The 22894-nt window shown below is 64.0% G+C and carries 20 protein-coding genes; 16 read left to right on the top strand and 4 right to left on the bottom strand.

From position 1 onward, the window contains the following. Positions 1-28: 28 nt before the first annotated feature. A complete protein-coding gene (locus tag BEK68_RS20250; RefSeq protein ID WP_024541871.1) occupies positions 29-745 on the bottom strand; it encodes a TetR/AcrR family transcriptional regulator in 717 nt (238 codons plus the stop codon). A gap of 362 nt (positions 746-1107) precedes the next feature. Here BEK68_RS20250 and BEK68_RS20245 point away from each other — a divergent pair, with 362 nt between their 5' ends. The 6 genes from BEK68_RS20245 (at position 1108) to BEK68_RS20220 (ending at position 10635) form a co-directional block, all read left to right on the top strand. Further along, the gene (locus tag BEK68_RS20245; protein ID WP_024541872.1) at positions 1108-2274 is read left to right on the top strand and encodes an efflux RND transporter periplasmic adaptor subunit; all 1167 of its coding nucleotides are present in this window, start codon (positions 1108-1110) and stop codon (positions 2272-2274) included. After that, complete coding sequence (locus BEK68_RS20240) at positions 2271-5438, top strand: efflux RND transporter permease subunit (protein ID WP_024541873.1); 3168 nt, start codon at positions 2271-2273, stop codon at positions 5436-5438. The genes BEK68_RS20245 and BEK68_RS20240 overlap by 4 nt, the downstream gene beginning before the upstream one ends. A 2-nt stretch (positions 5439-5440) precedes the next feature. Then, the gene (locus tag BEK68_RS20235) at positions 5441-6904 is read left to right on the top strand and encodes an efflux transporter outer membrane subunit (RefSeq protein WP_024541874.1); all 1464 of its coding nucleotides are present in this window, start codon (positions 5441-5443) and stop codon (positions 6902-6904) included. Between the two features lie 87 nt (positions 6905-6991). After that, the gene (locus tag BEK68_RS20230; RefSeq protein ID WP_024541875.1) at positions 6992-8317 is read left to right on the top strand and encodes a paraquat-inducible protein A; all 1326 of its coding nucleotides are present in this window, start codon (positions 6992-6994) and stop codon (positions 8315-8317) included. A gap of 51 nt (positions 8318-8368) precedes the next feature. After that, positions 8369-9964: an intermembrane transport protein PqiB gene (locus tag BEK68_RS20225; RefSeq protein WP_024541876.1), complete on the top strand. Its 1596-nt coding sequence runs from the start codon at positions 8369-8371 to the stop codon at positions 9962-9964. Next, positions 9964-10635, top strand: a complete 672-nt coding sequence (locus BEK68_RS20220) for a PqiC family protein (protein ID WP_024541877.1) — start codon at positions 9964-9966, stop codon at positions 10633-10635. The genes BEK68_RS20225 and BEK68_RS20220 overlap by 1 nt, the downstream gene beginning before the upstream one ends. 43 nt (positions 10636-10678) lie before the next feature. On the opposite strand, the gene BEK68_RS20215 is transcribed toward BEK68_RS20220, so the two are convergent. After that, positions 10679-11434, bottom strand: a complete 756-nt coding sequence (locus BEK68_RS20215; protein WP_024541878.1) for a TetR/AcrR family transcriptional regulator — start codon at positions 11432-11434, stop codon at positions 10679-10681. Positions 11435-11571: 137 nt separating this feature from the next. Between BEK68_RS20215 and BEK68_RS20210 the strand changes: the two genes are divergently transcribed. The 5 genes from BEK68_RS20210 to BEK68_RS20190 all read left to right on the top strand — a co-directional run bounded on the left by BEK68_RS20210 (position 11572) and on the right by BEK68_RS20190 (position 18167). Continuing rightward, a complete protein-coding gene (locus BEK68_RS20210) occupies positions 11572-13260 on the top strand; it encodes a bifunctional 3-(3-hydroxy-phenyl)propionate/3-hydroxycinnamic acid hydroxylase (RefSeq protein ID WP_024541879.1) in 1689 nt (562 codons plus the stop codon). 10 nt (positions 13261-13270) lie between these two features. Then, a complete protein-coding gene (locus BEK68_RS20205) occupies positions 13271-14341 on the top strand; it encodes a VOC family protein (protein ID WP_024541880.1) in 1071 nt (356 codons plus the stop codon). Positions 14342-14389: 48 nt separating this feature from the next. Next, positions 14390-15343, top strand: coding sequence for a fumarylacetoacetate hydrolase family protein (locus tag BEK68_RS20200; protein WP_024541881.1), 954 nt, complete (start codon positions 14390-14392; stop codon positions 15341-15343). A gap of 5 nt (positions 15344-15348) precedes the next feature. After that, entirely contained in the window at positions 15349-17289 is a 1941-nt protein-coding gene (locus tag BEK68_RS20195) for an acyl-CoA synthetase (RefSeq protein WP_024541882.1), read from the top strand. 152 nt (positions 17290-17441) lie between these two features. Then, a complete protein-coding gene (locus tag BEK68_RS20190) occupies positions 17442-18167 on the top strand; it encodes an OmpW/AlkL family protein (RefSeq protein WP_009239796.1) in 726 nt (241 codons plus the stop codon). 15 nt (positions 18168-18182) lie between these two features. Here the strand turns inward: BEK68_RS20190 and BEK68_RS26600 are convergent, their stop codons facing one another. Continuing rightward, on the bottom strand, positions 18183-18329 hold the full coding sequence (locus BEK68_RS26600) for a hypothetical protein (RefSeq protein ID WP_200868562.1): 147 nt from the start codon (positions 18327-18329) through the stop codon (positions 18183-18185). A gap of 244 nt (positions 18330-18573) precedes the next feature. Next, positions 18574-18735, bottom strand: a complete 162-nt coding sequence (locus tag BEK68_RS26595) for a hypothetical protein (protein WP_238563842.1) — start codon at positions 18733-18735, stop codon at positions 18574-18576. Between the two features lie 84 nt (positions 18736-18819). Between BEK68_RS26595 and BEK68_RS20185 the strand changes: the two genes are divergently transcribed. From BEK68_RS20185 to BEK68_RS20165, 5 genes are all read left to right on the top strand, one after another. Next, a complete protein-coding gene (locus BEK68_RS20185; protein WP_024541883.1) occupies positions 18820-20412 on the top strand; it encodes an MFS transporter in 1593 nt (530 codons plus the stop codon). A gap of 58 nt (positions 20413-20470) precedes the next feature. Next, positions 20471-20968 carry a MarR family winged helix-turn-helix transcriptional regulator gene (locus BEK68_RS20180; protein WP_024541884.1) on the top strand — a complete coding sequence of 166 codons (498 nt, stop codon included), beginning with the start codon at positions 20471-20473 and terminating at the stop codon, positions 20966-20968. Between the two features lie 29 nt (positions 20969-20997). Next, entirely contained in the window at positions 20998-21969 is a 972-nt protein-coding gene (locus BEK68_RS20175) for a magnesium and cobalt transport protein CorA (RefSeq protein WP_009239793.1), read from the top strand. Positions 21970-21979: 10 nt separating this feature from the next. After that, entirely contained in the window at positions 21980-22537 is a 558-nt protein-coding gene (locus BEK68_RS20170; protein ID WP_024541885.1) for a DNA-3-methyladenine glycosylase I, read from the top strand. A 74-nt stretch (positions 22538-22611) separates the two neighbouring features. After that, a partial coding sequence (locus BEK68_RS20165) for an NADPH-dependent FMN reductase (RefSeq protein ID WP_139111369.1) occupies positions 22612-22894 on the top strand: 283 nt, incomplete at its 3' end.

Raw genomic sequence — 22894 nt, 5'->3', positions numbered from 1 at the left:
GCGCGCCCTCGCCAGACAGCGCGAGGGCTCACATGGCGGCTGCCGCGTTACCGTCCCTGACTTCCGGTAGCGGCAGTTGCGCGATTCTTTCCGCTTCAGCACGCTTGACGCCCAGTGCCTGGAGTACGAAGACGGCCGCACGTTCGGCCAAATGCTCGACGCGAACCGCAGCCGCCTGACGGCTGCGCCCGGGAACCGCCGGTGCCGCCGTAAAGTGCAGCTCGGCCGCAACACCGGCGAGCACTGTCCCAATCACAGAAAGCACGCTGGTCAGCGGATCGGCCACCACAAAGCGCTTGGCGGCAAGCCCGCGCTTGCTGTCGCGTAGCAGGCGCAAGCCCAGGCCGCGCGTCAGGGCGCGTGTAGACACGCCTTCGCGCATCAGCAGCCGGCCCCAGGCCGGTTCGCGCTGCGCCCGCAGCAACGTGTGACGGACCGCGATAGCGATGACCTCGGCCGGATCGGTCAGGCCATGCGCAATGGCATCCAGCTTGTCAGCAAAGTCCTCAAACGCCCAGTCGATCACGGCGGCAAAGAGCCCTTCCTTCGATTCGAAGTGGTTATAGAACGAACCGAAGCCCACATCGGCGGCTTCGGTGATCTCGTTGATGGCGACGCGCTCAATGTTCCGCTCAGACAGCAGCAACAGCGCCGCGTGAAGCAGACGTGCCCGTGTTTCCTGTTTGCGCCGGGTGCCGCGCCGCTCGCGGCAGCCTTCTGCCACGCGATTCGTGAGGTTCCGCATAGGGGTCTGGAATGGTGTTCTCCTCGAGGATGATAGTGTCTTGCGTCATAGTTGACAATAATATCAGTTATGAGTTTAATGTCGAAATGTAGGGTCGATCAGGGTGATGCGCCCTGAGTTAGGACGCGGTGATGGGGCAAGCCCCCGGCGAAAAAGGCCAGAGAGCCGTCCGCCGTTGCTTGCCGGCTGAGTGCAGCCATTCGCCGAGAAGTGGTTCCTGAACGCCGTGGAGACAGGCGACTCGCGTACCCGACATCCGAGTTCCGTGACGCGTAGCCCGAGAGCCGACCGCGCAGAAGAAGCGCGGCTGCGGGATGTGCGTTACCCATTGTTCGTTAGGCCATCACTTGCTTGGAAACATCGTGAAACATCCTGGTCGTCATGCGCAAACGACAGCGCGCCCCCACTTGTCCGTCGTCGGGCGTTCCAAACGAGCGCCTCTTGTCATTGCCGCCTGCTGCGCTGTGCTGCTCGCGGGCTGCCACCACAGCGAAACCCTGGTCAGCGCGCCCAAACCGGTCGTTGCGCTGACGCTGCACCCGGACGGCAACGCCGTCGCCAACACACTGCCGGGGCAAGTGCAGGCGCGGTACTCCACGCCGCTGTCGTTCCGTGTTGCCGGCAAAGTGGTCGAGCGCCGCGTGCGCATCGGCGATACCGTCAAGCAAGGTCAGGTGCTGGCGATGCTCGACCAGGCTGATCTGCGCAACGACCTCGCCAACGCACGGGCGCAACTGGAAGCCGCTGAACACCGGCTGGTCTACGCCAAGCAACAGCTTGACCGCGACCGTGCGCAGTCGCAGGCGAACCTGATTGCGCCGGCGCAGATGGAGCAGACGCAGGACGCCTACGCATCCGCGCTTGCGCAACGCGATTCCGCGCGGGCACAGGCCGCACTCGTTGGCGATCGCCTGCGCTACGCAACGCTGGTGGCCGACCACGATGGCGTCATCACCTCGGAAGATGCGGACACCGGCCAGAATGTCCAGGCGGGTCAATCGATCTATCACCTCGATTGGACGGGTGACGTCGACATCGTTTGCGATGCACCGGAGAGCGCGCTGTCCTCGCTGACCGTCGGAAGCAAGGCTCGCGTGAGCCTCCCCGCCGCGCCTTCGCAAAGCTTCGAGGCGCGCGTGCGCGAGGTATCGCCGACGGCCGATCCGCAAAGCCGTACGTGGCGCGTCAAGCTGTCGCTCGTGGCGCCAAACGCAGCGGTGCGCATGGGCATGACCGCCAATATCGCCTTCGATGCCACGGGCGAGGCGGGAGCCTCGCGCCCGTTCAAGCTGCCCGTCACCGCACTCTTTCACCGTGGCGAAGAGCCTGCGGTCTGGGTGGTGCGCGCGAACACAGATACCTTGGAATTGCGCCCCGTCACCATCGCGCGTTACGACGAGCGCAGCGTGCTGGTCGCTTCCGGCTTGCACGACGGTGATCGCGTAGTGATGCAGGGCGTGCATGCCGTCAATGCCGGTCAACACGTACAAGTGGTTGCCCCGCTGCACCCTGAGGACTTTGCATCATGAGCGCCGATGATCGCGAAACCGTGCGAGGCACGGCCCCGGTTACGGCGTCTGCATCTCAGGCGGACGAGGGCGGCTTCAACCTGTCGGCCTGGGCACTACGCCACCAGCAGCTGGTGATCTTCCTGATCGGCCTGGCGACGCTTTTTGGCGTCATTGGCTACACACATCTTGCACAGTCTGAAGATCCGCCGTTCACCTTCCGGACAATGGTGATCCAGACATACTGGCCGGGTGCAACTGCGCGCGAAGTCCAGGAGCAAATTACCGACCGCATCGGGCGCCAGCTTCAGGCTGCACCGTATGTCGACAACATCAAGAGCTACTCGCGTCCCGGCGAGTCGATGATCTTCTTCGCCATGAAAGACGCCGCCCCCGTGAAGGACGTGCCGGAGACCTGGTATCAGGTGCGAAAGAAAGTGGGCGACATCCGCGCGACGTTGCCCAAGGGCACGGTCGGACCGTTCTTCAACGATGAGTTCGGTGATGTCTACACCAACATCTACGCGCTCGAAGGCGACGGCTTCTCGCCGGCACAACTGCACGACTATGCAGACAAGCTGCGCACCGTCCTGCTGCGCGTGCCGGGCGTCGCCAAGGTGGACTACTTCGGTGATCCGGCGGAGCACGTCTTCATCGAAATCTCCAATGCGCAACTGACCCGGCTCGCCATCACGCCGCAGCAGATCGCACAGGCCATCGACGCACAGAACACCGTGGCACCGGTCGGCACGATCACGACCGCCGATGACCGCGTATTCGTACGACCGACCGGCGCGTTCAAGGATGTGCAGGCGCTGTCCGACATGTTGATCACCGTGAACAAGCGGACCTTCCGGCTGGGCGATATCGCCAAGATCACCCGCGGCTATGACGACCCGCCCGTGACGCAGATGCGCACCAACGGCCGTGCAGTGCTTGGCATTGGCGTGACGATGCAGAAGGGCGGCGATGTGATCGACCTCGGCAAAGCGCTCGACGCCACGGCGGGCGAACTGCAGGCGACGCTGCCGGCAGGGCTGAAGCTGTCTGCGGTTTCCAGCATGCCGCATGCCGTCAAGCACTCGGTGGACGAGTTCGTGAGGTCGGTTGGTGAAGCCGTGGCGATTGTTCTGGTGGTCAGCCTTGTGTCGTTGGGCCTGCGCACCGGCATGGTGGTAGTGATCTCCATCCCGATCGTGCTGGCCATCACGGCGCTGTGCATGCACATGTTCGGTATTGGTTTGGACAAGGTTTCGCTGGGCACACTCGTGCTTGCACTCGGCTTGCTTGTTGATGACGCGATTATTGCCGTCGAGATGATGGCCGTGAAGCTGGAGCAGGGATGGAGCCGCTTGCGCGCCGCTGCTTTCGCCTACTCGAGCACGGCATTCCCGATGTTGACTGGCACGCTGGTGACGGTGTCCGGCTTCCTCCCGATCGCGCTGGCCAAGTCGAGCACGGGCGAGTACACGCGCTCGATCTTCGAGGTGTCGGCCATCTCGCTGATCGTTTCGTGGTTTGCTGCCGTGGTCCTGGTACCGCTGCTGGGCTATCACATGCTGCTCGAGCACAAGAACGGCGCTTCTGAACATGGCCATGACCACGATATCTACAACACCGGCTTTTATCAGCGCCTGTCGGGGTGGATCTCGTTCTGCATCGGGCGCCGATGGGCGGTCCTGGGTGTGACTGCCTTGCTGTTTGCGCTGGCCATGGCAGCTTTCACCCTTGTGCCCCAGCAGTTCTTCCCGAACTCGGAACGGCCCGAACTGCTGGTGGACCTTCGCTTGCCGGAAGGGGCGTCGTTTGACGCCACGCTGCGCGAGGCAAAACGTCTGGAGAAAGCCCTGGATGGCCGAAAAGAGATCGAACACTTTGTCGATTACGTCGGCACCGGCGCCCCGCGCTTCTATCTGCCGCTGGACCAGCAGCTTCAGCAGCCGAACTTCGCCCAGTTCGTGATCACGGCCAAGAACGTTGAAGAACGCGATGCGCTCTCGCGCTGGCTCAGCGCCACGCTTGAGAAGGATTTCTCCGGCGTTCGCACCCGTGTGGCCCAACTCGAGAACGGCCCGCCCGTGGGCTTCCCGATCAAGTTCCGTGTGAGCGGCGACAACATTGCCACCGTGCGCAACATCGCTGACAAGGTGGCCGAGAAGGTCCGTGCCGACGCGCGCACCCAAAACGTGCAGTTCGACTGGGATGAACCGGCAGAACGTTCGATGTCGTTCGAGATCGACCAGATCAAGGCGCGCCAGCTTGGGGTGACGTCGGAAGATGTCTCCAACTTCCTCGCCATGACGCTGTCCGGCTACACGGTCACGCAGTATCGCGAACGTGACAAGCTGATCAACGTCGATCTGCGTGCACCGAAGACGGAACGTGTCGACCCCGCCAAGCTCGCCGGCCTGGCCATGCCGACGCCCAACGGCCCGGTTCCGCTCGGTGCGATTGGGCATGTGCAGAACAAGCTCGAGTACGGCGTGATCTGGGAACGCGATCGCCAGCCGACCATCACGGTGCAGGCAGACGTGCGCGGCAACGCGCAGGGCATCGGCGTGACGCATGACATCGATCAGGCCCTGGCCGCAGAACGCGCCAAGCTGCCCGTGGGGTATCGCATCCAGATTGGCGGCGCGGTGGAAGAGAGTGTGAAGGGCCAGACGTCGATCAATGCCGAGATGCCCCTGATGATCATTGCCGTGCTGACGCTGCTGATGATCCAGCTCAAGAGCTTCTCGCGCACGTTCATTGTCGTGTTGACCGCTCCGCTGGGGCTGATTGGCGTGGTGACGGCGCTGCTGCTGTTCGGCAAGCCATTCGGGTTCGTGGCGCTGCTCGGGGTGATCGCCATGTTCGGGATCATCATGCGCAACTCCGTGATCCTGGTGGACCAGATCGACCAGGACATCGCGGCGGGCCAAAAGCGCTTCGACGCCATCATCGGCGCAACGGTGCGGCGCTTCCGGCCCATCATGTTGACGGCCGCTGCCGCCGTGCTGGCGCTGATCCCGCTGCTGCGCTCGGGCTTCTTCGGGCCGATGGCCACCGCGCTGATGGGCGGCATCACCATCGCCACGGTACTGACCATCTTTTTCCTGCCGGCGCTGTATGCCGCGTGTTTCAAGGTGCGCCCGGACGAACGGGACCTGCCTTCGGCCGGCACTGCCGCCCTGGAGAATTGATCATGAAACGCTCTCGTATGACGTGCGCGCTTGTCGCAACGTCGGTGCTCGCTCTCACGGCGTGCTCCGTGGCGCCTACTGCCGTGCCGCCTGCCACGCCTTCGCCGGACCATTACGGTTTAACCACGCAGCCTGCCAAGACGGTGGAAGCGGCCGGCGTTGCCCAGCAGTTTGATGTGGGCGCCGCGCCGGTGCCGCAATGGTGGAAGCTCTATCGCTCCGATGCGCTGAACGCGTTGGTGGAAGAAGGACTGCGCAATAACCCCACGCTGGCTGCAACGCAGAAGACCTTGTCCGCCGCCCAGGAGGAACTGCGTGCGCAGGTGGGTGCATCAACATTGCCGTCCCTGGACGCCGGGGCGCAGGTGGCACGCCAGCGCACGCCGAACCTCACGGGCGTGGGCCCCGAAGCGCTGCGCTACAACGTGTTTGTTGGCCAGTTACAGGCGCATTACACCTTCGACCTGTTCGGTGCCACGCGCTATGCCAATGCCGCGAGCGCGGCGCGGGTGGATGTGCGTGGCTGCGAACTGGAGGCAGCACGGCGTGCCCTCGCGGCGAATATTGTCGGCGCCGTGATCAACGCGGCCGCGCTGGACCAGCAGATCGCCTTGACCGAACGTCTTGTTGTGGTGGCAGACGCGACGGCGCGAGACAGCCTGCGGCGGTACGAGCTGGGGGCGCTCTCGCATGCGCAGGCGCTGGCATCGACGCAGAGCGCCGCATCGCTGGCGGCGACGCTGCCGCAGTTGCGTCAACAGCGTGCGGTGTCGATCCACGCGTTGGCCGTGTTGCTGGGCCGCACACCGGATGCAGCGCCGGCGGTACCCGAGTTCAGCAGCCTTTCGCTGCCGAACCAGGTGCCTGTAGCCGTACCCTCGGATCTGCTCCGTGCCCGGCCGGATATCCGCGCCGCCGCTGCTGCGGTCAGGGCAGCGTCTGCAGACGCAGGCGAGGCCACCGCACAGCTTTTCCCGAGCCTGTCACTCACAGCCTCGCTTGGTCGGGGTGGGTTGAGCTGGCCTGCGCTGCTGTCGGGGGCGGGCGGCTTATGGGCCGTGGGCGCCGGGCTGAGTCAGCCGATCTTCCACGGCGGCGCCTTGATGGCGCACCGCCGCGCCACGCTCGAGCTGTATGACGCAACGGTCCTGCAGTACAAGTCGGCGGTCTTGTCGGCATTTGAAAACGTTGCCGACACGCTCGCCGCGCTGGAGAACGATGCACAGACGCTCGCCTCAGCAGAAGTGGCTTCGACGGCTGCGCGTACGGCCTTCAACGAGACCGCTTCGCGCCGCCGCTTGGGGGCGCTGCCCGCATCTGCGGAGCAGTCGAGCGAGGTGCAGTACCTGAATGCGCAACTCGACACCGTGCGTGCGACCAGCCGGCGCATGAGCGACACGGCTGCCTTGCTGCAGGCCATGGGTGAACTGCCCGCAAACACTGTCCAGACGATCGCCAAGGACTGACATTGCCTTTGGATGGGCTCGGCCTCCACGCGACTCGCGTGGAGTGCCGTGCTTCGCCCGCAATGCCGATTGGCTCCGTCCACGCCCATGGAATCCACCCACCTGATTGCCTGCCATGAGTGCGACCGCGTGTTTCGGCGGCCGCCGCCGTTGGAAGGCTTGAACGTCCGATGCTCGCGTTGTGCGAGCGACCTGAGCAGCGCCCATCTCGCCCGGCCGACACTCGACAACGCAGCTGCGATGGCGGTGGCTGCGCTCATTACGCTGGTGATCGCGCAATGCTTCCCGATCATTGCCCTCAAGGCCCAGGGGATGACGTCGCAAGCCACGTTGCTTGACGCAGTGTCCTCACTTTGGGCGGGACACATGGGCGTCGTGGCTGCGGTCGTGTTTTTCACCACCACGCTTTTTCCCTCGATGGAATTGCTCGCGTTGCTTTACGTGTTGCTTCCGTTGCGCGCGGGCAGTGTGCCGCCCGGATTTCGCCTCGTCATCCGCTTTCTCCAATGGCTTCGCCCTTGGGGAATGATCGAAGTGTTCATGCTCGGCGTGCTGGTCACGACGGTCAAGATGATCAGCCTCGCGCGCGTGATTCCCGGTGCAGGCCTGTTTGCATTCGGCGCGTTGACGGTGCTGCTGGCGCTGGTTTCGCGCTTCGATCCGCACAGGCTCTGGCATGCGTGCGACGAGATTGAGGGTGGGGATGGCGCAGCGCCGTCTGGCGAACTGCGAACTGGCTGGTCGTTGAAAGAACCGGTCGTGGCGGACTCGCTGCAGGCCCTCTCCGCAAAGCAGGCGGGGCTGGTGGTCTGCCACACGTGCGGCAGCGTGCAACAGCTGGATGGCGTCGGGTCGCATCCGCAGTGCCGTCGTTGCCATACGGCCTTGCACGAACGCCGCCCGGCCAGCGTTTCGCGCACTGCCGCATTGCTCCTGGCTGCCGCGCTGCTGTACATCCCGGCCAACCTGCTACCGGTGATGCACAGCACCTCACTCGGGCGCTCGGAAGACGACACGATCCTGAGCGGGGTGGCGTACTTCTGGACCTCCGGCGACTGGGGCCTCGCTGCGGTCGTCTTTATTGCAAGCGTGGTGGTGCCGATGCTCAAGCTCGCCATTCTTGCGCTGCTGGTATTCGCGGCACATCGGCGCTCCACGTGGCGTCCGCACGAAAGGACACGGCTCTATCGCCTTGTCGAACGCATCGGCAGGTGGTCGATGCTCGATGTGTTCGTGGTGGCGCTCACGGTTGCACTGGTGCACTTCGGCTCCTTCGCTGTCATCACCGCGGGCCCGGGGGCACTGGCTTTTGGCGCTGTGGTGATCCTGACGATGATCGCCTCCATGCAATTCGACCCCCGGCTTATCTGGGACCCGATCCCCGACGAAGCACCCGCGCACGACGATTCCTGAGCGGGTCTCGCGCACTCCGTCCGTCCGTCCGTCTTCTCTTCCTTGTAAGCAATGCGTTCTATCGATCTACCTCTTCCCGAGATCACGCCTCCACGGCGTTGGCTCCCTTCCATTGTGTGGCTCGTGCCGCTGATCGCGGCGTTGATCGGGCTTGCGCTGGTTGCCAAGACCATCGCCGAGAAAGGCCCTGTCGTGACCGTCACCTTTTCCAATGCCGAGGGCCTTGAGGCAGGCAAGACCAAGGTGAAGTACAAGGACGTCGAGATCGGCACGATACAAGCCATCTCGCTCACACCGGATCTGAAACGCGTGATGGTGAAGATTCAGCTGGCGCGCGAAGCCGAGCGCTTTGCGGCCAAGGACACCCGGTTTTGGGTGGTCCGACCGCGTGTGGGCGCGAGCGGCATATCCGGGCTGGGCACGTTGCTTTCCGGCGCGTATATCGGCGTGGATATTGGGCATTCCAAAGACAGCCAGACCCAGTTCGTGGGGCTGGAGAGTCCGCCTTCCGTCACCACGGATCAGCAGGGACGCCAGTTCTCGCTGCACGGCGATTCGCTCGGTTCCGTCGATATCGGCGCGCCGGTCTTCTATCGCCATCTGCAAGTGGGGCAAGTGGTGGGCTTTGCGTTGGACAAGCAGGGCGGGGGCGTGCAGGTGAAAGTCTTCGTCAACGCACCCTACGACAAATACGTCGGGACCAACACGCGCTGGTGGCATGCCAGCGGGGTCGACCTCCGGCTCGATTCCAGCGGCCTGAAGCTGAATACGCAATCGCTGGCCACCGTCATCGTTGGCGGGCTGGCGTTTCAGTCGCCGCAGGGCCAGGCGGATGGGCCACCGCCGCCGGACAGCACTGTGTTTCAGTTGGCGTCCGATGAAGCGGATGCGATGCGCGAGCCCGACGGTGCGCCGCTTACTGTGGTCATGCGATTCAACCAGTCGCTGCGCGGTCTGTCTGTCGGCGCACCTGTGGATTTGCGCGGCATTGCATTGGGCAACGTCACCGACATCGGCATCGAGTACGACGAGGCGGCGAAAACGTTCAGCATGCGTGTTGTGATGGCGCTGTATCCGTCGCGGCTCAGCCGGCGCAGCAACACCTCGCTTCCTGCGCCCGACACGCCGGGCGGTCATGAAATGCTGCAGCACTTGGTCATGCAGGGGCTGCGTGGGCAGCTTCGCATGGGCAACCTGCTGACGGGTCAGTTGTACGTTGCGCTCGACATGTTCCCCAAGGCACCGCGTGCGACGGTCGATGTCCATCGGTCGCCGGTGGAGTTGCCGACGGTTCCGAACTCGCTTGATGAATTGCAGGTGCAGCTTGCCGACATCGCGAAGAAGCTCAACCAGGTGCCGTTCGACAAGATCGGCAGCAACCTGAACGGCGCGCTCGAAAATGCAAACCGCCTATTCGGTCATCTGGATACCGAAGTGGTGCCTCAGGCGCGGGACACACTGGCGTCTGCACAGCAGACCTTCAACGCAGCGCAGGCAACCTTGCGGCAGGATTCCCCGCTCCAGTCGGATGTGCACGAGGCGATGCAGGAACTGACGCGCACGCTTCAATCGCTCAATGCGCTGACGGACTATCTGGAACGCCATCCGGAATCGCTGCTGTTTGGCAAGAAAGGAGATGCGCGGTGATGGTGTCGTGGCTCCCAATTTGCCGCACCCTTGCTGGCGTGGTTGCCTGCGCAGCGCTCGCAGCATGCAGCTCGCCGCCGGCGCGCTTTCATAGCTTGCTCGGTGCCGATGCCGATGGCGTTGCGGCGTCCGCACCGGCACAGGCACCTGTGCGAACGTATCTCGTCGATGTGGTGGCGGTACGTGTTCCGCCGTCGGTGGCGGGCAGGCGGCTGGTCGTCCAGGCCGGTTCAGGCCAGGTCGATATCCTGGAAATGGACCGCTGGGCTTCGCCCGTGGCTGATGAGATTCGTGCGGCGCTGTCGTCCGGGCTGGCGTTGCAGATCCGCGCGATGGACCTGCACGGCCTTCCATACGATGGGAGACGGCCCGTCTACCGCGTGGCCGTGGATGTACAGCGGTTTGATGCTTGGCGCGGCTCGCACGTCCTGATCGATGCGGTCTGGACGATGCGCACCGCGGAAGATCGTCAACTGCTGACGTGCCGCAGCGTCGTCCAGGAGGTCGTATCCGCCGGTATTGACGGCGTGGTAGAGGGCCATCGGCGCGCGCTGAAGGCGCTGGCTTCGCAGATGGCCGAGGCGCTGCTGGCATACCCCGCCGCACCGGCAGACGTGGCGCGACCGATGCCAGGTTGCCTGGATTCGGCGGCCAGTACCGTCGGCAAGTAAGGGGGGTCGCCTAGACGCCCGCGCTGCAACGCGGGCGCTCAGGTCAGCTTGCGCTGTCGGCTGTCTCTACAACGGGCAGCGGTCGGGCGGCCACTTTTTCGGCTTCAGCGCGCTTGAGCCCCAGCGTCTGGAGCAGCGCCGCTGCCGTGCGTTCGGGGAAATGCTCCCCCGAGAAACCCAGCTCTTTGACGATATTCGCGGCCGGCGCGTCGGGCGCCAGAAAGTTGAGTTCGGCCGAGACGGCGGTCAGCACGGTGCCGCCGACCGACAGGAATCCGATAAACGGATCCGCCACGACAAACCGCTTTGCCGCGATGCCGCGCTCAATATCGCGCAGCAGGCGCTGGCCGAGGCCGTGCGTCAGCACGCGCGCCGAGAAGCCCTCCCGAATGAGGAAGCGTCCCCACACAGGCTCGCGCCTCGCCCGGACCAACGTATGCCGCACCGATACCGAAATGATCTCGGCCGCGTCGGATAACCCTTCCGTCAGCTTGTCGAGCGAATCGGCGAACTCCTCGAACACGGCGCTCACCAGCGCGGCGTAGATGGCTTCTTTCGATTCGAAGTGGTTGTAGAACGACCCGAAACCCACATCCGCGGCCTCGGTAATTTCGTTGATGGCAACGCCCTCCATGCCCCGGTCAGCCATGAGCCGAAGCGCGGCATCCAGCAAGCGCGCGCGCGTTTCCCGCTTGCGCCGTGCGCCACGGGGCTCCCGCTCGTCGGCGGCCGGCGCCGCAGGGGTAGGCGTCTTCGCAACGGAGCGCTTCGGAGTTCGGCGAGTCTCGGTGGTGGCCATGATGGTCTGGTGGTCCTTGTCGTGGCCGGAATTATAGATTCGAATGTCGATATTGACAAAATCATCAGGCATGACTTTAATGTCAAAAAAAGGCGGAAGAAGCCTGACTGAGGCGTAGACAAAGAAACGGAGTAGCGGTGGAGACAAAAGCACATGCGCGTGCCAGTTCACGCGTCGCGGATGGCGCATGCCCTCAGGGGGCAGGTGAGTTGCCATCTCAGATAGACATCCTTGTCGTGGGGCTTGGCCCCGTCGGGGCCATGGTGGCCAATCTGCTGGCGCGTCATGGCGTGAGCGTGTTGGCGATCGACAAGGCCCCCGACATCTATATGGCCCCGCGTGCCATTGCGCTGGATAACGAAGCCTTGCGGATCCTGCAACAGGCAGGCATCAGCGAAGGTGATTTCGAAACGGTGGCCATTCCCCACGTCCGGATGCATTCGCCCTGGCTGGGCGAATTCGGGCGTGTCAACACGCTGGGCAGCCTGGATGGCCATCCGAAGCTCGTCACGTTCTATCAGCCCGATCTGGAGCGCTGTCTGCGCGCACGCCTGGCAGCGCACGGTGATGTGCATGTCGCGCTCGGCACCACGCTGCTCAGCATCACGAATCAGCCGGATGGCGTACTGGCTTCGCTGGATATCGGGTGCGGGCAGGTACACCGGGTCCGCGCTCGCTACCTGGTGGGTGCAGACGGGGCGAGTTCGCTCGTGCGCCACCTGATCGGGCAGGAATTCCGGGGCACGACGTACGCGGAGGATTGGCTCATTGTCGATGCGCGTCATGTCCCCAAGCCGATCGACCATGTTGAATTTCTCTGCGACCACCGGCGCCCCACGCCGCACATGGTCGCCCCAGGCGCGCGCGAGCGTTGGGAGTTCATGCTCCAGCCAGGCGAGAGCCGCGACGACATGGAATCGGACAGCCGTATTCGCGAGCTGCTGGCGCCGTGGACGGACGTTGACAGCATCACGATCGAACGCAAGGCGGTCTATCGCTTTCATGCCAGAACCGTCGACCGGTTCAGCGTTGGCCGGGTGTTCCTCGTTGGTGATGCGGCGCACATCACCCCGCCGTTTGTTGGCCAAGGGCTGGTCGCAGGACTCCGGGACGCCGCCAACCTGAGCTGGAAGCTGGCCTGGGTGCTCCAAGGGCGGGCGGATGCGCAGATTCTCGACACCTACGACGAGGAGCGCCGCCCGCACGCGAAAGCCATGATCAATCTCGCGCGGTTCATGGGCAAGCTGGTGATGCCGCGCAGTGCGCCCATCGCGCTGTTGACGCACGGCTTGATGCGCTTGACCCGGCTGGTGCCGGGCCTGCGTTCGCAATTCGAGGAGTTGCGCATCAAGCCGAAGAACGCGTTCAAGACCGGACTGTTCGTCAAAGGATGCTCGTCCACCAAGCTGATGCGTGGTGGAGTGATCCCGCAGGGCTGGGTCAGGAACGCGGAGGGCCACATGTGCCTGAGCGACGACGTGCTCGGCCACGGATACACGCTCGTCAGTTTCGGCTGCGACGCCCGCGCCGCGCTGGAGCCCGCAACGGCAGCGGCATTCGAACGCCTGGGCGGTACGTTCGTTCGGATCGCGCATCGGGGGCAGCCTCTGCACCGTGGGGTACCCGGCGTTTGGGAGGACCTCAACGGCACGTTCCTTCCCGACGCGGTGCCCGTGGGCTGGGCGGCCGTTGTGCGCCCGGATCGCACGGTCGTCCATGACGGGCCAGCCGCCGAGGTAGACCGCCTCGTTCACGAGAGCCTGGCGCTGCTCGGCGGCCGAGCTGAGCCCGTGCCCGCCACTGCCGCCGCCGTTCAATCCGCCTGAGTGTCTTGCCATGAAACTCACCACAGCACAGCCTGCACGCCATCCGCAGCCGACGACCAAGGCGTTGGCGCTCGCCTACCTGATGTTCGATCGGCCCGATCTCGAACGCGCCGAGCGGTTTCTCAATGACTTTGGTCTCGTGACGGTGCAGCGCGACGAATCGACATTGCTCTTGCGCGGCACCGGCCCGGCGCCGTTCTGCTATGTCGTGCGCAAGGCGCCAAAGGCCGCGTTTGCCGGCTTCGGGTTGCAGGTCGCCGGACGCGCAGCCTTGGATGCCCTGTCAAAGCTGCCCGGAGCCTCGACCGTGGAGCCGTTGGATTGGCCGGGTGGTGGCTATCGCGTGCGACTCGTCGACCCGTCCGGCTTCCGCGTCGATGCCATTGCGGATCAGGCACCGACAACCGAGTTGCCGCACCGTTCAGCGTTGTCGCTCAACTCGGTGGACGCCCCTTTGCGCATCAACGAAACGCAGCGGCCGCCCGTGGGTACACCCGAGGTGATTCGCCTGGGGCATGTCGTTCTGGAGCTTGCCGACTTTCAGGCCACCTGCGCCTGGTACACGCAGCACTTCGGTTTCATACCGAGCGACGTGCAGGTGTTGCCGGACGGCTCGCCTGCGGTCGCATTCATGCGGCTCGATTTGGGCGACATGCCGGCCGACCACCACACGCTCGCGCTGGCTCAGGGTTTTGTGTCGAAGTACAGCCACAGCGCCTTCGAACTGATCGATGCCGATGCCGTCGGCATGGGGCATCGCATGCTGCGCGAGCAGGGGTGGAAGCACGCCTGGGGGTTGGGGCGGCACATTCTCGGAAGCCAGATTTTCGACTACTGGCAAGACCTGTGGGGCGACAAGCACGAGCACTACTGCGACGGTGACCTGTTCACCGCAGATCAGCCGACCGGCATTCACCCGGTCAGCCGCGAGGCCATGTCGCAGTGGGGGCAGTCGATGCCTGCCAGCTTCACCAAGCCGAAGCTGACGCCGGCGGCCATTGCGGCCCTCATCCGTAACCTGCGGCGCAGCCCCGACCTGACGCTGCGCAAGCTGGTCACGCTCGCCCGGATCTTTGCCTGAGGCAGCGCAAGCGCCCTCCGCCGTCACCCATCCAACGCATCTTTTGTTATGTCCATCAATATCGTTCGCTTTGAATACCAGGATCAGACCCAATGGGGCGTGATCCGCGATACACGCATTACGCCCGTGCCTGGCACCTATGCCACGACCGGTGACTTCGTTCGCAATACAACCTTGGCCCAGCTTGCCTCGCTGGATGGTGAAGCGATCGCGGTGTCTGCCGTGAAGCTCCTGTCTCCGGTCACGCGCAATCAGCAGTTCATCTGCCAGGGCGCGAACTACCGCCAGCACATGATCGAGTCCGGCATGGACCCCGACGTGAAGACGTACAACATGATCTTCACCAAGGCTTCGAGCTGTATCGTTGCGGCCGACAGCGACGTGATCAAACCGAAGCGCGTGCAGTTTCTCGATTACGAGATCGAGCTTGGCCTCGTGATGCGCCAAGCGATTTACGGGCCAGTCGACGTGACAGACGACAACCTGCACGAATACGTGGCGGGCGCCGTGATCGTGAACGACTATTCCGCGCGCGACGTCCAGATCCCCCAGATGCAGTTCTACAAGGGCAAGTCGTTCCGTACGTTCGGGCCGGTGGGCCCGTGGCTCACGCTGCTGGAACCGCGCGAGATCTCTGCGCTCAGGAGCCTGCAGCTCAAGCTGACCGTCAACGACAAGCTGCGGCAGAACGACACGACAGCCAACCTCGTCTACGGCCCGGCCGAGACGCTGACCGAGCTGTCCCGCGTGCACGACCTGGAAGCGGGCGATTTGCTGGCCACCGGCACACCCGCAGGCTGCGCGCTGTCCGTGCCGTCACCAACCAAGCAGAAGATGGCCGCGATGCTGCCCGAGAAGGCGAAGTGGGAGATGTTCCTGAAAGTGCAGGCGGCGCGCCCTCAATACCTGAAGCCTGGCGACGTGGTGGAAGCACGCATCCACTCGTCGGACGGACGGATCGATCTGGGCATGCAGCGCAATCACATCGTTGCCGAGGAGTGAGCGCCATGTCCGGTTTTTCCAGCCTGCAAGACGTGGAAGCCGTGGAAGGGCAGGGTCTTCCGCCCGATCTTCCGCAGAGCACATACGAAATGATCCGTCGCGGCGCCAGCGTGAATCCGGAGGCGCCGGCATTGAGCTTCTTTCTGAGCGTCAATGACCACCGCACTCCGCAGACGTGGAGCTACGCGGCGCTTCTTGAACGCATCACGCAGACGGCAAATTTCTTCGACAGCATCGGCGTCAAGAAAGACAGCGTGATTGCGTTTGTGCTGCCCAACCTGCCGGAAACGCATTTCGTGATCTGGGGCGGCCAGGCGGCCGGTATCGTCGCGGCGTTCAATCCGCTGCTTGAAGGGCCCGCGCTGGCCGAACTGCTCAACGCCGCCGGTGCGTCGGTGCTGGTCACGTTGGCACCGTTTCCCGGCACCGATACCTGGGTCAAGCTGCAGCCGCACTTGCCCGCCATCAAGAGCCTGCGGCACCTGGTGCTGGTCAACCTGGCCGACCGTGTGCATGCCGCGGCGCAATGTGCCGTGCAGATACAAAAGAACGAGGCGCTGCGATTGCTTGGTCCGCAAGGCGTGCATGGCGCAGTCCCGGTGTCGGTGCGCATCCACGATTTCAACAGCGCCATCCAGGCGCAGCGTGGTGATGGCCTGAACAGCCGGCGGCACATTGCTGCGCAAGATGCGTCTTCGTACTTCTGTACCGGCGGCACCACGGGCTTGCCGAAAATCGCGATGCGTACCCATGGCAATGAAGTCGCAAACGCGTGGAGCACGGCGCAGGTGCTGGGCGAGGGCATCGGCCCCGGCAAGGTGGTGTTTTGCGGCTTGCCGTTGTTCCACGTCAATGGCGTTCTGGTGACCGGGCTGCTGCCGTTTTCCAGGGGCGCGCATGTCGTGCTCGGCACGCCGCAGGGCTATCGCGGCGACGGCGTGATCCAGCGCTTCTGGGAGATCGTCGAGCACTATCGCGTGAACTTCTTCAGCGGCGTGCCGACGCTCTACGCTTCGCTGCTGCAGGTGCCCGTCGGGGAGCGGGATGTGCGATCGCTCGAATACGGCCTCTGCGGCGCCGCGCCCATGCCGGTCGAAGTCTTTCGCCGCTTCCAGGAGCAGACGGGCATCAAGATTCTCGAAGGCTATGGGCTGACGGAAGCGACCTGCGTGAGCAGCGTCAACCCGCCGATGGGCGAGCGCCGCCTTGGCTCCATCGGCCTGCGCGTGCCCATGCAGCAGATGAAGACCGTCGTGCTGGACGAGGGCGGGGCATATCTGCGTGATTGCGTTGTAGACGAGGTGGGCGTGTTGGTGGTGTCTGGCCCCAACGTCTTTTCGGGCTACCGCCAGGCCGGGCAGAACGAGGGGCTCTGGGTCGATACGGGCGATGGATGGCGGTGGCTCAATACCGGCGACCTGGCGCGGCAGGATGAACAGGGCTACTTCTGGCTCACGGGCCGCAAGAAGGAACTGATTATCCGCGGCGGTCACAACATCGATCCGCTCACCATCGAAGCGCCGCTGCATCGCCACCCTGCGGTGCAGATTGCCGCCGCCGTCGGGCGCCCCGATGTGCATGCGGGCGAGCTGCCGGTTGCCTACGTGCAACTGCGTGCCGGTGCGTCCGCCACGGAAGCCGATCTGCTGGCCTTCCTGAAGGCGGAAATTGCCGAACGTGCGGCGTTGCCCCGGCAGGTCAACATCATTGAAACGATGCCTTTGACCGCCGTGGGCAAGATCTTCAAGCCCGCACTCAGGCACCGTGAAACGCGTGAAGCCCTGTCCGCAGCACTCAAGGATGCGGGTATCGCCTTTGAGGCTCTGGAAGTGGCGGAAGACAAATCCAGAGGGCTTGTGGCGTCGGTCAGGCTCGACGCCAGCGCATCGATTGCCGCCGCGCGTGAAGTGCTTGGCCGCTTTCCATTTCCCTTTTCCGTCAATTGATTGAAGTGCCGGTGAAGCAGCGTCCTGGCTGATCCGGCTGAAGGAGGAATTCCTCGCCTGCGCACTGTCGCGTGAGCAGGCGAAGTGCCCCGCGCCGCATGGTGGCGCATTCCTGCAGTTGCAGTACCTACATTAGAAAAATCGGAGACAACATGAAGCACACACGCGCGGCAATGCTCTTGTCGCTCGCGGCGACCTCGCTCGCCCATGCGCAATCGGCAGGGCAGTGGGTCGTCAATGCAGGCTGGATGCATCTCGCCCCTCAAGATTCCAGCCAACCGCTGACGGTGCATGCACTCGGGCAATCGGCCGAGGTGCCCGGCAGCGGGTCGACGCTGGCCAACGCCAATACCTTCGCGCTCACCACACGGTATTTCGTCACGGATCATGTGGCCCTGGAAACGGTGCTGGGCGTCCCGCCCAAGCTGCACCTGAGCGGAACCGGATCACTCGCACCGGTTGGTGAGTTGGGCACCGCCCGGGCATGGAGCCCGGCTGCGCAAGTGCAATACCACTTTGGTGAACCGAATGCGCGCGTGAGGCCGTACCTCGGCGTGGGGCTTGGCTATGTCTGGTATCGGGATATCGAGTTGAGCCGGCCGTTGGCAACCGGGCAGATTCTCGCCTCGCCAACCACGGGCTCCATGTTGGTCGGCCCGACTACGGCATCGCTCAGCAAATCGTTCGCCCCCATCGTCAATGCCGGCTTGACGTACAACCTCGACGCCCATTGGTCGATCGGCGCATCGGTGTCGTATATGTGGCTATCCACCAAGGCAACGCTGACGACGCAGGCGCCAGTGGGCACCGTGACAACGACGACCAAGGTGCGGATCAACCCGTTGGCGAGTTTTCTGTCGGTGGGGTACCGGTTCTAGCGGCCGCGTGCTTGCTCAGACGCCAATCGCGCCGTCGTCCAACTTGAAGATGGAGACGGCGCGGCGCGGTGCACCGGCCTGCTCGGCCACGGCGTTTGCCGCCGCAGAGGCCTCTTCCGCCATCGCCGCGTTCTGCTGCGTGACTCCTTCGATCTGGCCCACTGCGATGTCGACCTGCTCGATGCCGGTGCTCTGCTCGGTGGAGGCTGACGAAATCTCAGTCGGCAGTTTTCGCGGAGACCGCTGCGCTCTCCCTGGCGATTTACCGCGCTGCTTCGTCTAGCAGACGCGCAGGCTCGCGATCCACGCCCGCGACCACCTTGTTGCCTACGGTGGGGTCGAAGGAAGCGGCCACGAACATATCGTGGCCCTTGCAGTACCCCACGCCCATGGCGAGGTGAGCCGTTCAAAATTCCGCGATGAGGTCTCGGCTCTTACCCGGCGGGAGTGATGCCTGGTGCGTCTTTGCCTGGTCAGCAACTGCTAGCTCGTCCTTGAGGAAGGCGGCCCAGTGGTTGCCGAGCTTTATGGGGTCTTCGCCGCGCAGCAGCGTGTCTTTCCACATCACGCGCAGCAAGCCTTCCAGGATTTCGCTACACTATTAATTGACGAATCAATCGTTGATGCAGCATTTATATTGCCGCTCCCCGTCATGGCCGTCCACACCGCGCTCCCACATTCCCATACCCAGGTCTTGCCGTTCAAGGAATCGCTTTTGGCGATGATCGGCATTTGCTTTGTCGTCGTTCTGGTGGCGTTCGACCAGACCGTGGTCGGTACCGCCTTGCCGACGGTGGTGGCCGAACTCAAAGGCTTTGAGCTGTATGCCTGGGTGGCGACGTCGTATCTGCTGACCTCCGTGGTGACGGTGCCGATCTTTGGCCGCCTGGGCGACTTTTACGGGCGCAAGCCGTTCGTGATTGCGTCCATCGTGGTCTTCACGCTGGCGTCGGTCATGTGCGGCATGGCAGGCAGCATGACGTTCCTGGTGTGGTCGCGGGCGCTGCAGGGTGTCGGCGGCGGCATGCTGGTCGGCACGGCATACGCATGCATTCCCGATCTCTTTCCCGATGCGCGTGTGCGCTTGCGCTGGCAGGTGATGCTGAGCGCCTCTTTCGGTATCGCCAACGCAATCGGCCCGACGCTGGGCGGGTGGATGACGCAGGCGTTCGGGTGGCGGTCGGTGTTCTACGTGAACATCCCGTTCGGCGTGCTGGGGCTGTGGTTTGCCTGGCGCTTCCTGCCGCATCTGCGTCAAAACGTGCACACCGGACGTATCCGGCTGGACTGGCAGGGCGCAGTTCTGATCACGGTGGCGCTGGGCGCGTTGCAGTTGTTCGTCGAATGGCTGCCGCGGCACGGCCTGTCGCTGCCGCTGTTCGGCTCGCTGGCGCTGTCGGCTGCGGCGTTTGTGGCGCTGTGGTGGTGGGAGCAGCGTGCGGAGCAGCCGCTGCTGCCGTTCGACATGCTACGCAACCCCGCACTGGCTGCGCTGTTCATGCTGGCGTTGCTGTCGGGTTTTTCGATGTTTGCGGTGTTGTTCTACGCACCGTTGCTGTTCCAGGGTGGGTTTGGCATGTCGCCGCAGGAAGCCGGCTTGGTGATTACGCCGCTGGTGGTTTGCATCACGCTGGGCAGCATCATCAACGGGCGTCTCGTCACGCGCATTCCCAACCCCAACGCCATGCTGTATGCCGGTTTTGCGCTGCTGACGGTGGCGGTGGCGGGCATGTCGGTGTCGTCCAACAACATGCCGCATGCGGTGCTGACGTTGCTGATGCTGCTGGCCGGCCTGGGCCTCGGTTTCGTGCTGCCCAATCTGACCGTGTTTGCGCAGCAGACGGCCGGCCGTACGCATCTGGGCATTGCCACGGCGCTGCTGCAATCGCTGCGCATGGTGGGCGGCATGGTGGGCACGGCGCTGGTCGGCACGCTGGTGAGCGAGCGCTATGCCTCGGGCGTTGCCAATGCACTGAGCGCCGACAGCGCGACGCAGTGGCTGCATCAGCTTGCCGATCCCGAAATTCTCATCGATCATGACGCGCAAGCCGCCTTGCTCTCGCAGTTGCATGCTGCCGGCCACGACGGTGCGGCGCTGCTCGAAGCTGCGCGCCATGTCCTGGTGAGTGCCCTCCATATCGGCCTCATCGTGGCGACGGTGGCGGCGCTGATGGGCCTCTGGCATGTGCGCCGGGTGCCGCCCGTGGTGCTGCACCATGTCGAGCCTGTGCAACATACGGAATAGGCGAGACACGCCGGAGCGGTTAGCATGCGCGGTTTCCCAGCAATCTCAGCCCTGATCGATGACCTCTGAACGCGAACGCTTCGCCGTCATGCACCAGTTTGGCCGCACCTATCGTGCGTTCATGGCCGCCTTCGAGGCCCATGTCGGCCAGCCAATGCCGCGCTGGCGCATCCTGCTGGCGCTGCACGACAACACCGGCGGCGGCATGGCCCAGAAGCAGCTCGCCGAGCGTCTGCAGATGGACCCGGGCGCGCTCACCCGCCAACTCAAGGTGCTCGAGCAACTCGGCTGGATTGAACGTACAACCGACGCGCGCGACAACCGTCTGACCAACGTGTCGCTGTCAGACGCCGGCCTGGCCGTCGTGCTCGAATGCATGCCGCGCCGCATCGCCTTCATCAACGCCACGCTCGATGGGCTGCCGGACGATCTCGTCCACGCGCTGTCCGAAGCGCTCTTGCAAATCGAAACGCGCCTGGCAGAAGTGCCTGCGCTGGCCGCAGCGGCCTCTACCGCATCCGATAGCAAATCCGCAGATCAGCCCGCAGACCGCTAATGCGCGCTGAATGCGTTCCGGAGACAACCATGTCCATGGTGATCAACAGCGCGCTGTACCGCAATGGCAAGCGCGAGCGCGACCTGTCCGTCGAGGCCATCAGCGACGTGCTGCACACGCCGGGCTCGTTTGTCTGGCTCGGTTTGCATGAGCCCGACAACGCGATGCTCGACCGCGTGCAGGAGGAATTCGGCCTGCACGATCTCGCCATTGAAGACGCGCGCAACGCGCACCAGCGGCCCAAGCTCGAGGTGTACGGCGATGTGCTCTTCATCGTGCTGAACACCGCGCAGATGGAAGATGGCAACGTCGTCTTTGGCGAGACGCACCTGTTTGTCGGCCGGGACTTTCTTGTCTCGGTGCGGCACGGGCCGTCGGCGTCGTATTCGCCGGTGCGCGAGCGCTGCGAGCGCACGCCGCAACTGCTGGCCAAGGGCGCACCGTTTGCGCTGTACGCGGTGATGGACTTTGTGGTCGACAACTATCAGCCAGTGCTCGAACGCCTGCAGGAAGAGTTCGAGCAGATCGAAAGCCAGATCTTTGGCGACACGTTCGATCGGGCGGCCATCGAGCGGCTCTATACGCTCAAGCGCCAGCTTCTGCGCTTGCGCAACGCCGCGCTGCCCGTGGAAGACATCGCCGGTCAGCTTGTGCGCCTGCATGAAGACGTGGTCCCCAAAGAACTGCGCGCGTATTTTCGGGATATTGCCGACCATGCGCATCGCGCGGTGGGCGCACTCGATGTGATTCGCGAAATGCTGACCACGGCCATCTCCGTAAACGTGGCGCTGGTGTCGGTCACGCAGAACGACATCGTGAAGCGCCTGGCGGGGTGGGGCGCTATTCTGGCAATTCCGACCGTGGTGTTCAGCAACTACGGCATGAACTTCAAGGGCATGCCGGAGCTGGAGCATCCGGCGGGGTATCCCATCGTGCTGGCGTGCACGGCCACCGCTTGCGTGTGGCTGTATCGCAAGCTGCGCAAATCGGGCTGGATCTAGGAGACAAGAGATGGCGCGCTGCTGCTGGGCGGGGGAAGACCCGCTGATGATCGCGTACCACGACACCGAGTGGGGCGTGCCCTCGCACGATGATCGTCACCTCTACGAGATGCTGATCCTGGAAGGGGCGCAGGCCGGGCTGTCATGGCAAACCATCCTGCGCAAGCGGGCGCGCTATCAGGAAGTATTCGAGGGGTTTGATGCGGCACGCGTGGCGGGCTTTACGCCGGCACGCATCGAAAAGCTGCTGGCCGATCCGGGCATCGTGCGCAATCGGGCCAAGGTCGAGGGCGCTGTCATCAACGCGCGCAAGGTGTTGGAGCTTCAGGAAGAAATGGGTTCGCTTGACGCATTCCTGTGGGCGTTTGTCGGTGGCAAGACCATCGTCAACCGCTGGGACAGCTACCGCGATGCACCCGCTGCGACCGATGCGTCCAAGGCGATGAGCAAGGCGCTGGTCAAGCGCGGCTTCAAGTTTGTCGGCCCGACCATCTGCTACGCCTTCATGCAGGCCACCGGCATGGTCGACGACCATGAAGCGGGGTGCTTTCGCGCTGGCAAGGCCTAGTCCTCGAGGCCTCTTCTTGATCCGGCCAATGTCCGTTATTCTCGCCAGTCCCAACACTGACGGAGTCGTTCTTCATGTCGCTGAATTTCCTTGGCATTGCCGGTAGCCTGCGCCGCAAGTCCACCAACCAGGGCCTGCTGCGTGCGGCATCCACCCGCCTGCCCGCTGGCGTTGAAATGGACCTGGCCGACCTGACGGATATTCCGTTCTACAACGCCGACATCACGGACAAGCCAGCCTCGGTGGTGCGCGTGCTCGAACAGATCGGGCGCGCCGATGCGCTGGTGCTGGCCTGCCCCGAATACAACTACTCGCTGGCGCCGGCGCTGAAGAACATTCTGGACTGGGCCTCGCGCG

It is taken from the genome of Ralstonia pickettii, assembly GCF_001699815.1.
Classification (GTDB): Bacteria; Pseudomonadota; Gammaproteobacteria; order Burkholderiales; family Burkholderiaceae; genus Ralstonia; species Ralstonia thomasii.
Note: the sequence above shows the minus strand (reverse complement) of the source record. Positions and strands in the feature narration are given on the sequence as shown.

What these genes read in the sequence shown, in the direction of transcription:
- BEK68_RS20185 (WP_024541883.1), top strand. Translation starts at nt 18,820, where the DNA reads ATGGCCGTCCACACCGCGCTCCCACATTCCCATACCCAGGTCTTGCCG.
- BEK68_RS20170 (WP_024541885.1), top strand. Translation starts at nt 21,980, where the DNA reads ATGGCGCGCTGCTGCTGGGCGGGGGAAGACCCGCTGATGATCGCGTAC.
- BEK68_RS20235 (WP_024541874.1), top strand. Translation starts at nt 5,441, where the DNA reads ATGAAACGCTCTCGTATGACGTGCGCGCTTGTCGCAACGTCGGTGCTC.
- BEK68_RS20230 (WP_024541875.1), top strand. Translation starts at nt 6,992, where the DNA reads ATGGAATCCACCCACCTGATTGCCTGCCATGAGTGCGACCGCGTGTTT.
- BEK68_RS20240 (WP_024541873.1), top strand. Translation starts at nt 2,271, where the DNA reads ATGAGCGCCGATGATCGCGAAACCGTGCGAGGCACGGCCCCGGTTACG.
- BEK68_RS20205 (WP_024541880.1), top strand. Translation starts at nt 13,271, where the DNA reads ATGAAACTCACCACAGCACAGCCTGCACGCCATCCGCAGCCGACGACC.
- BEK68_RS20220 (WP_024541877.1), top strand. Translation starts at nt 9,964, where the DNA reads ATGGTGTCGTGGCTCCCAATTTGCCGCACCCTTGCTGGCGTGGTTGCC.
- BEK68_RS20225 (WP_024541876.1), top strand. Translation starts at nt 8,369, where the DNA reads ATGCGTTCTATCGATCTACCTCTTCCCGAGATCACGCCTCCACGGCGT.
- BEK68_RS20200 (WP_024541881.1), top strand. Translation starts at nt 14,390, where the DNA reads ATGTCCATCAATATCGTTCGCTTTGAATACCAGGATCAGACCCAATGG.
- BEK68_RS20215 (WP_024541878.1), bottom strand. Translation starts at nt 11,434, where the DNA reads ATGGCCACCACCGAGACTCGCCGAACTCCGAAGCGCTCCGTTGCGAAG.
- BEK68_RS20250 (WP_024541871.1), bottom strand. Translation starts at nt 745, where the DNA reads ATGCGGAACCTCACGAATCGCGTGGCAGAAGGCTGCCGCGAGCGGCGC.
- BEK68_RS20180 (WP_024541884.1), top strand. Translation starts at nt 20,471, where the DNA reads ATGACCTCTGAACGCGAACGCTTCGCCGTCATGCACCAGTTTGGCCGC.
- BEK68_RS20175 (WP_009239793.1), top strand. Translation starts at nt 20,998, where the DNA reads ATGTCCATGGTGATCAACAGCGCGCTGTACCGCAATGGCAAGCGCGAG.
- BEK68_RS20195 (WP_024541882.1), top strand. Translation starts at nt 15,349, where the DNA reads ATGTCCGGTTTTTCCAGCCTGCAAGACGTGGAAGCCGTGGAAGGGCAG.
- BEK68_RS20190 (WP_009239796.1), top strand. Translation starts at nt 17,442, where the DNA reads ATGAAGCACACACGCGCGGCAATGCTCTTGTCGCTCGCGGCGACCTCG.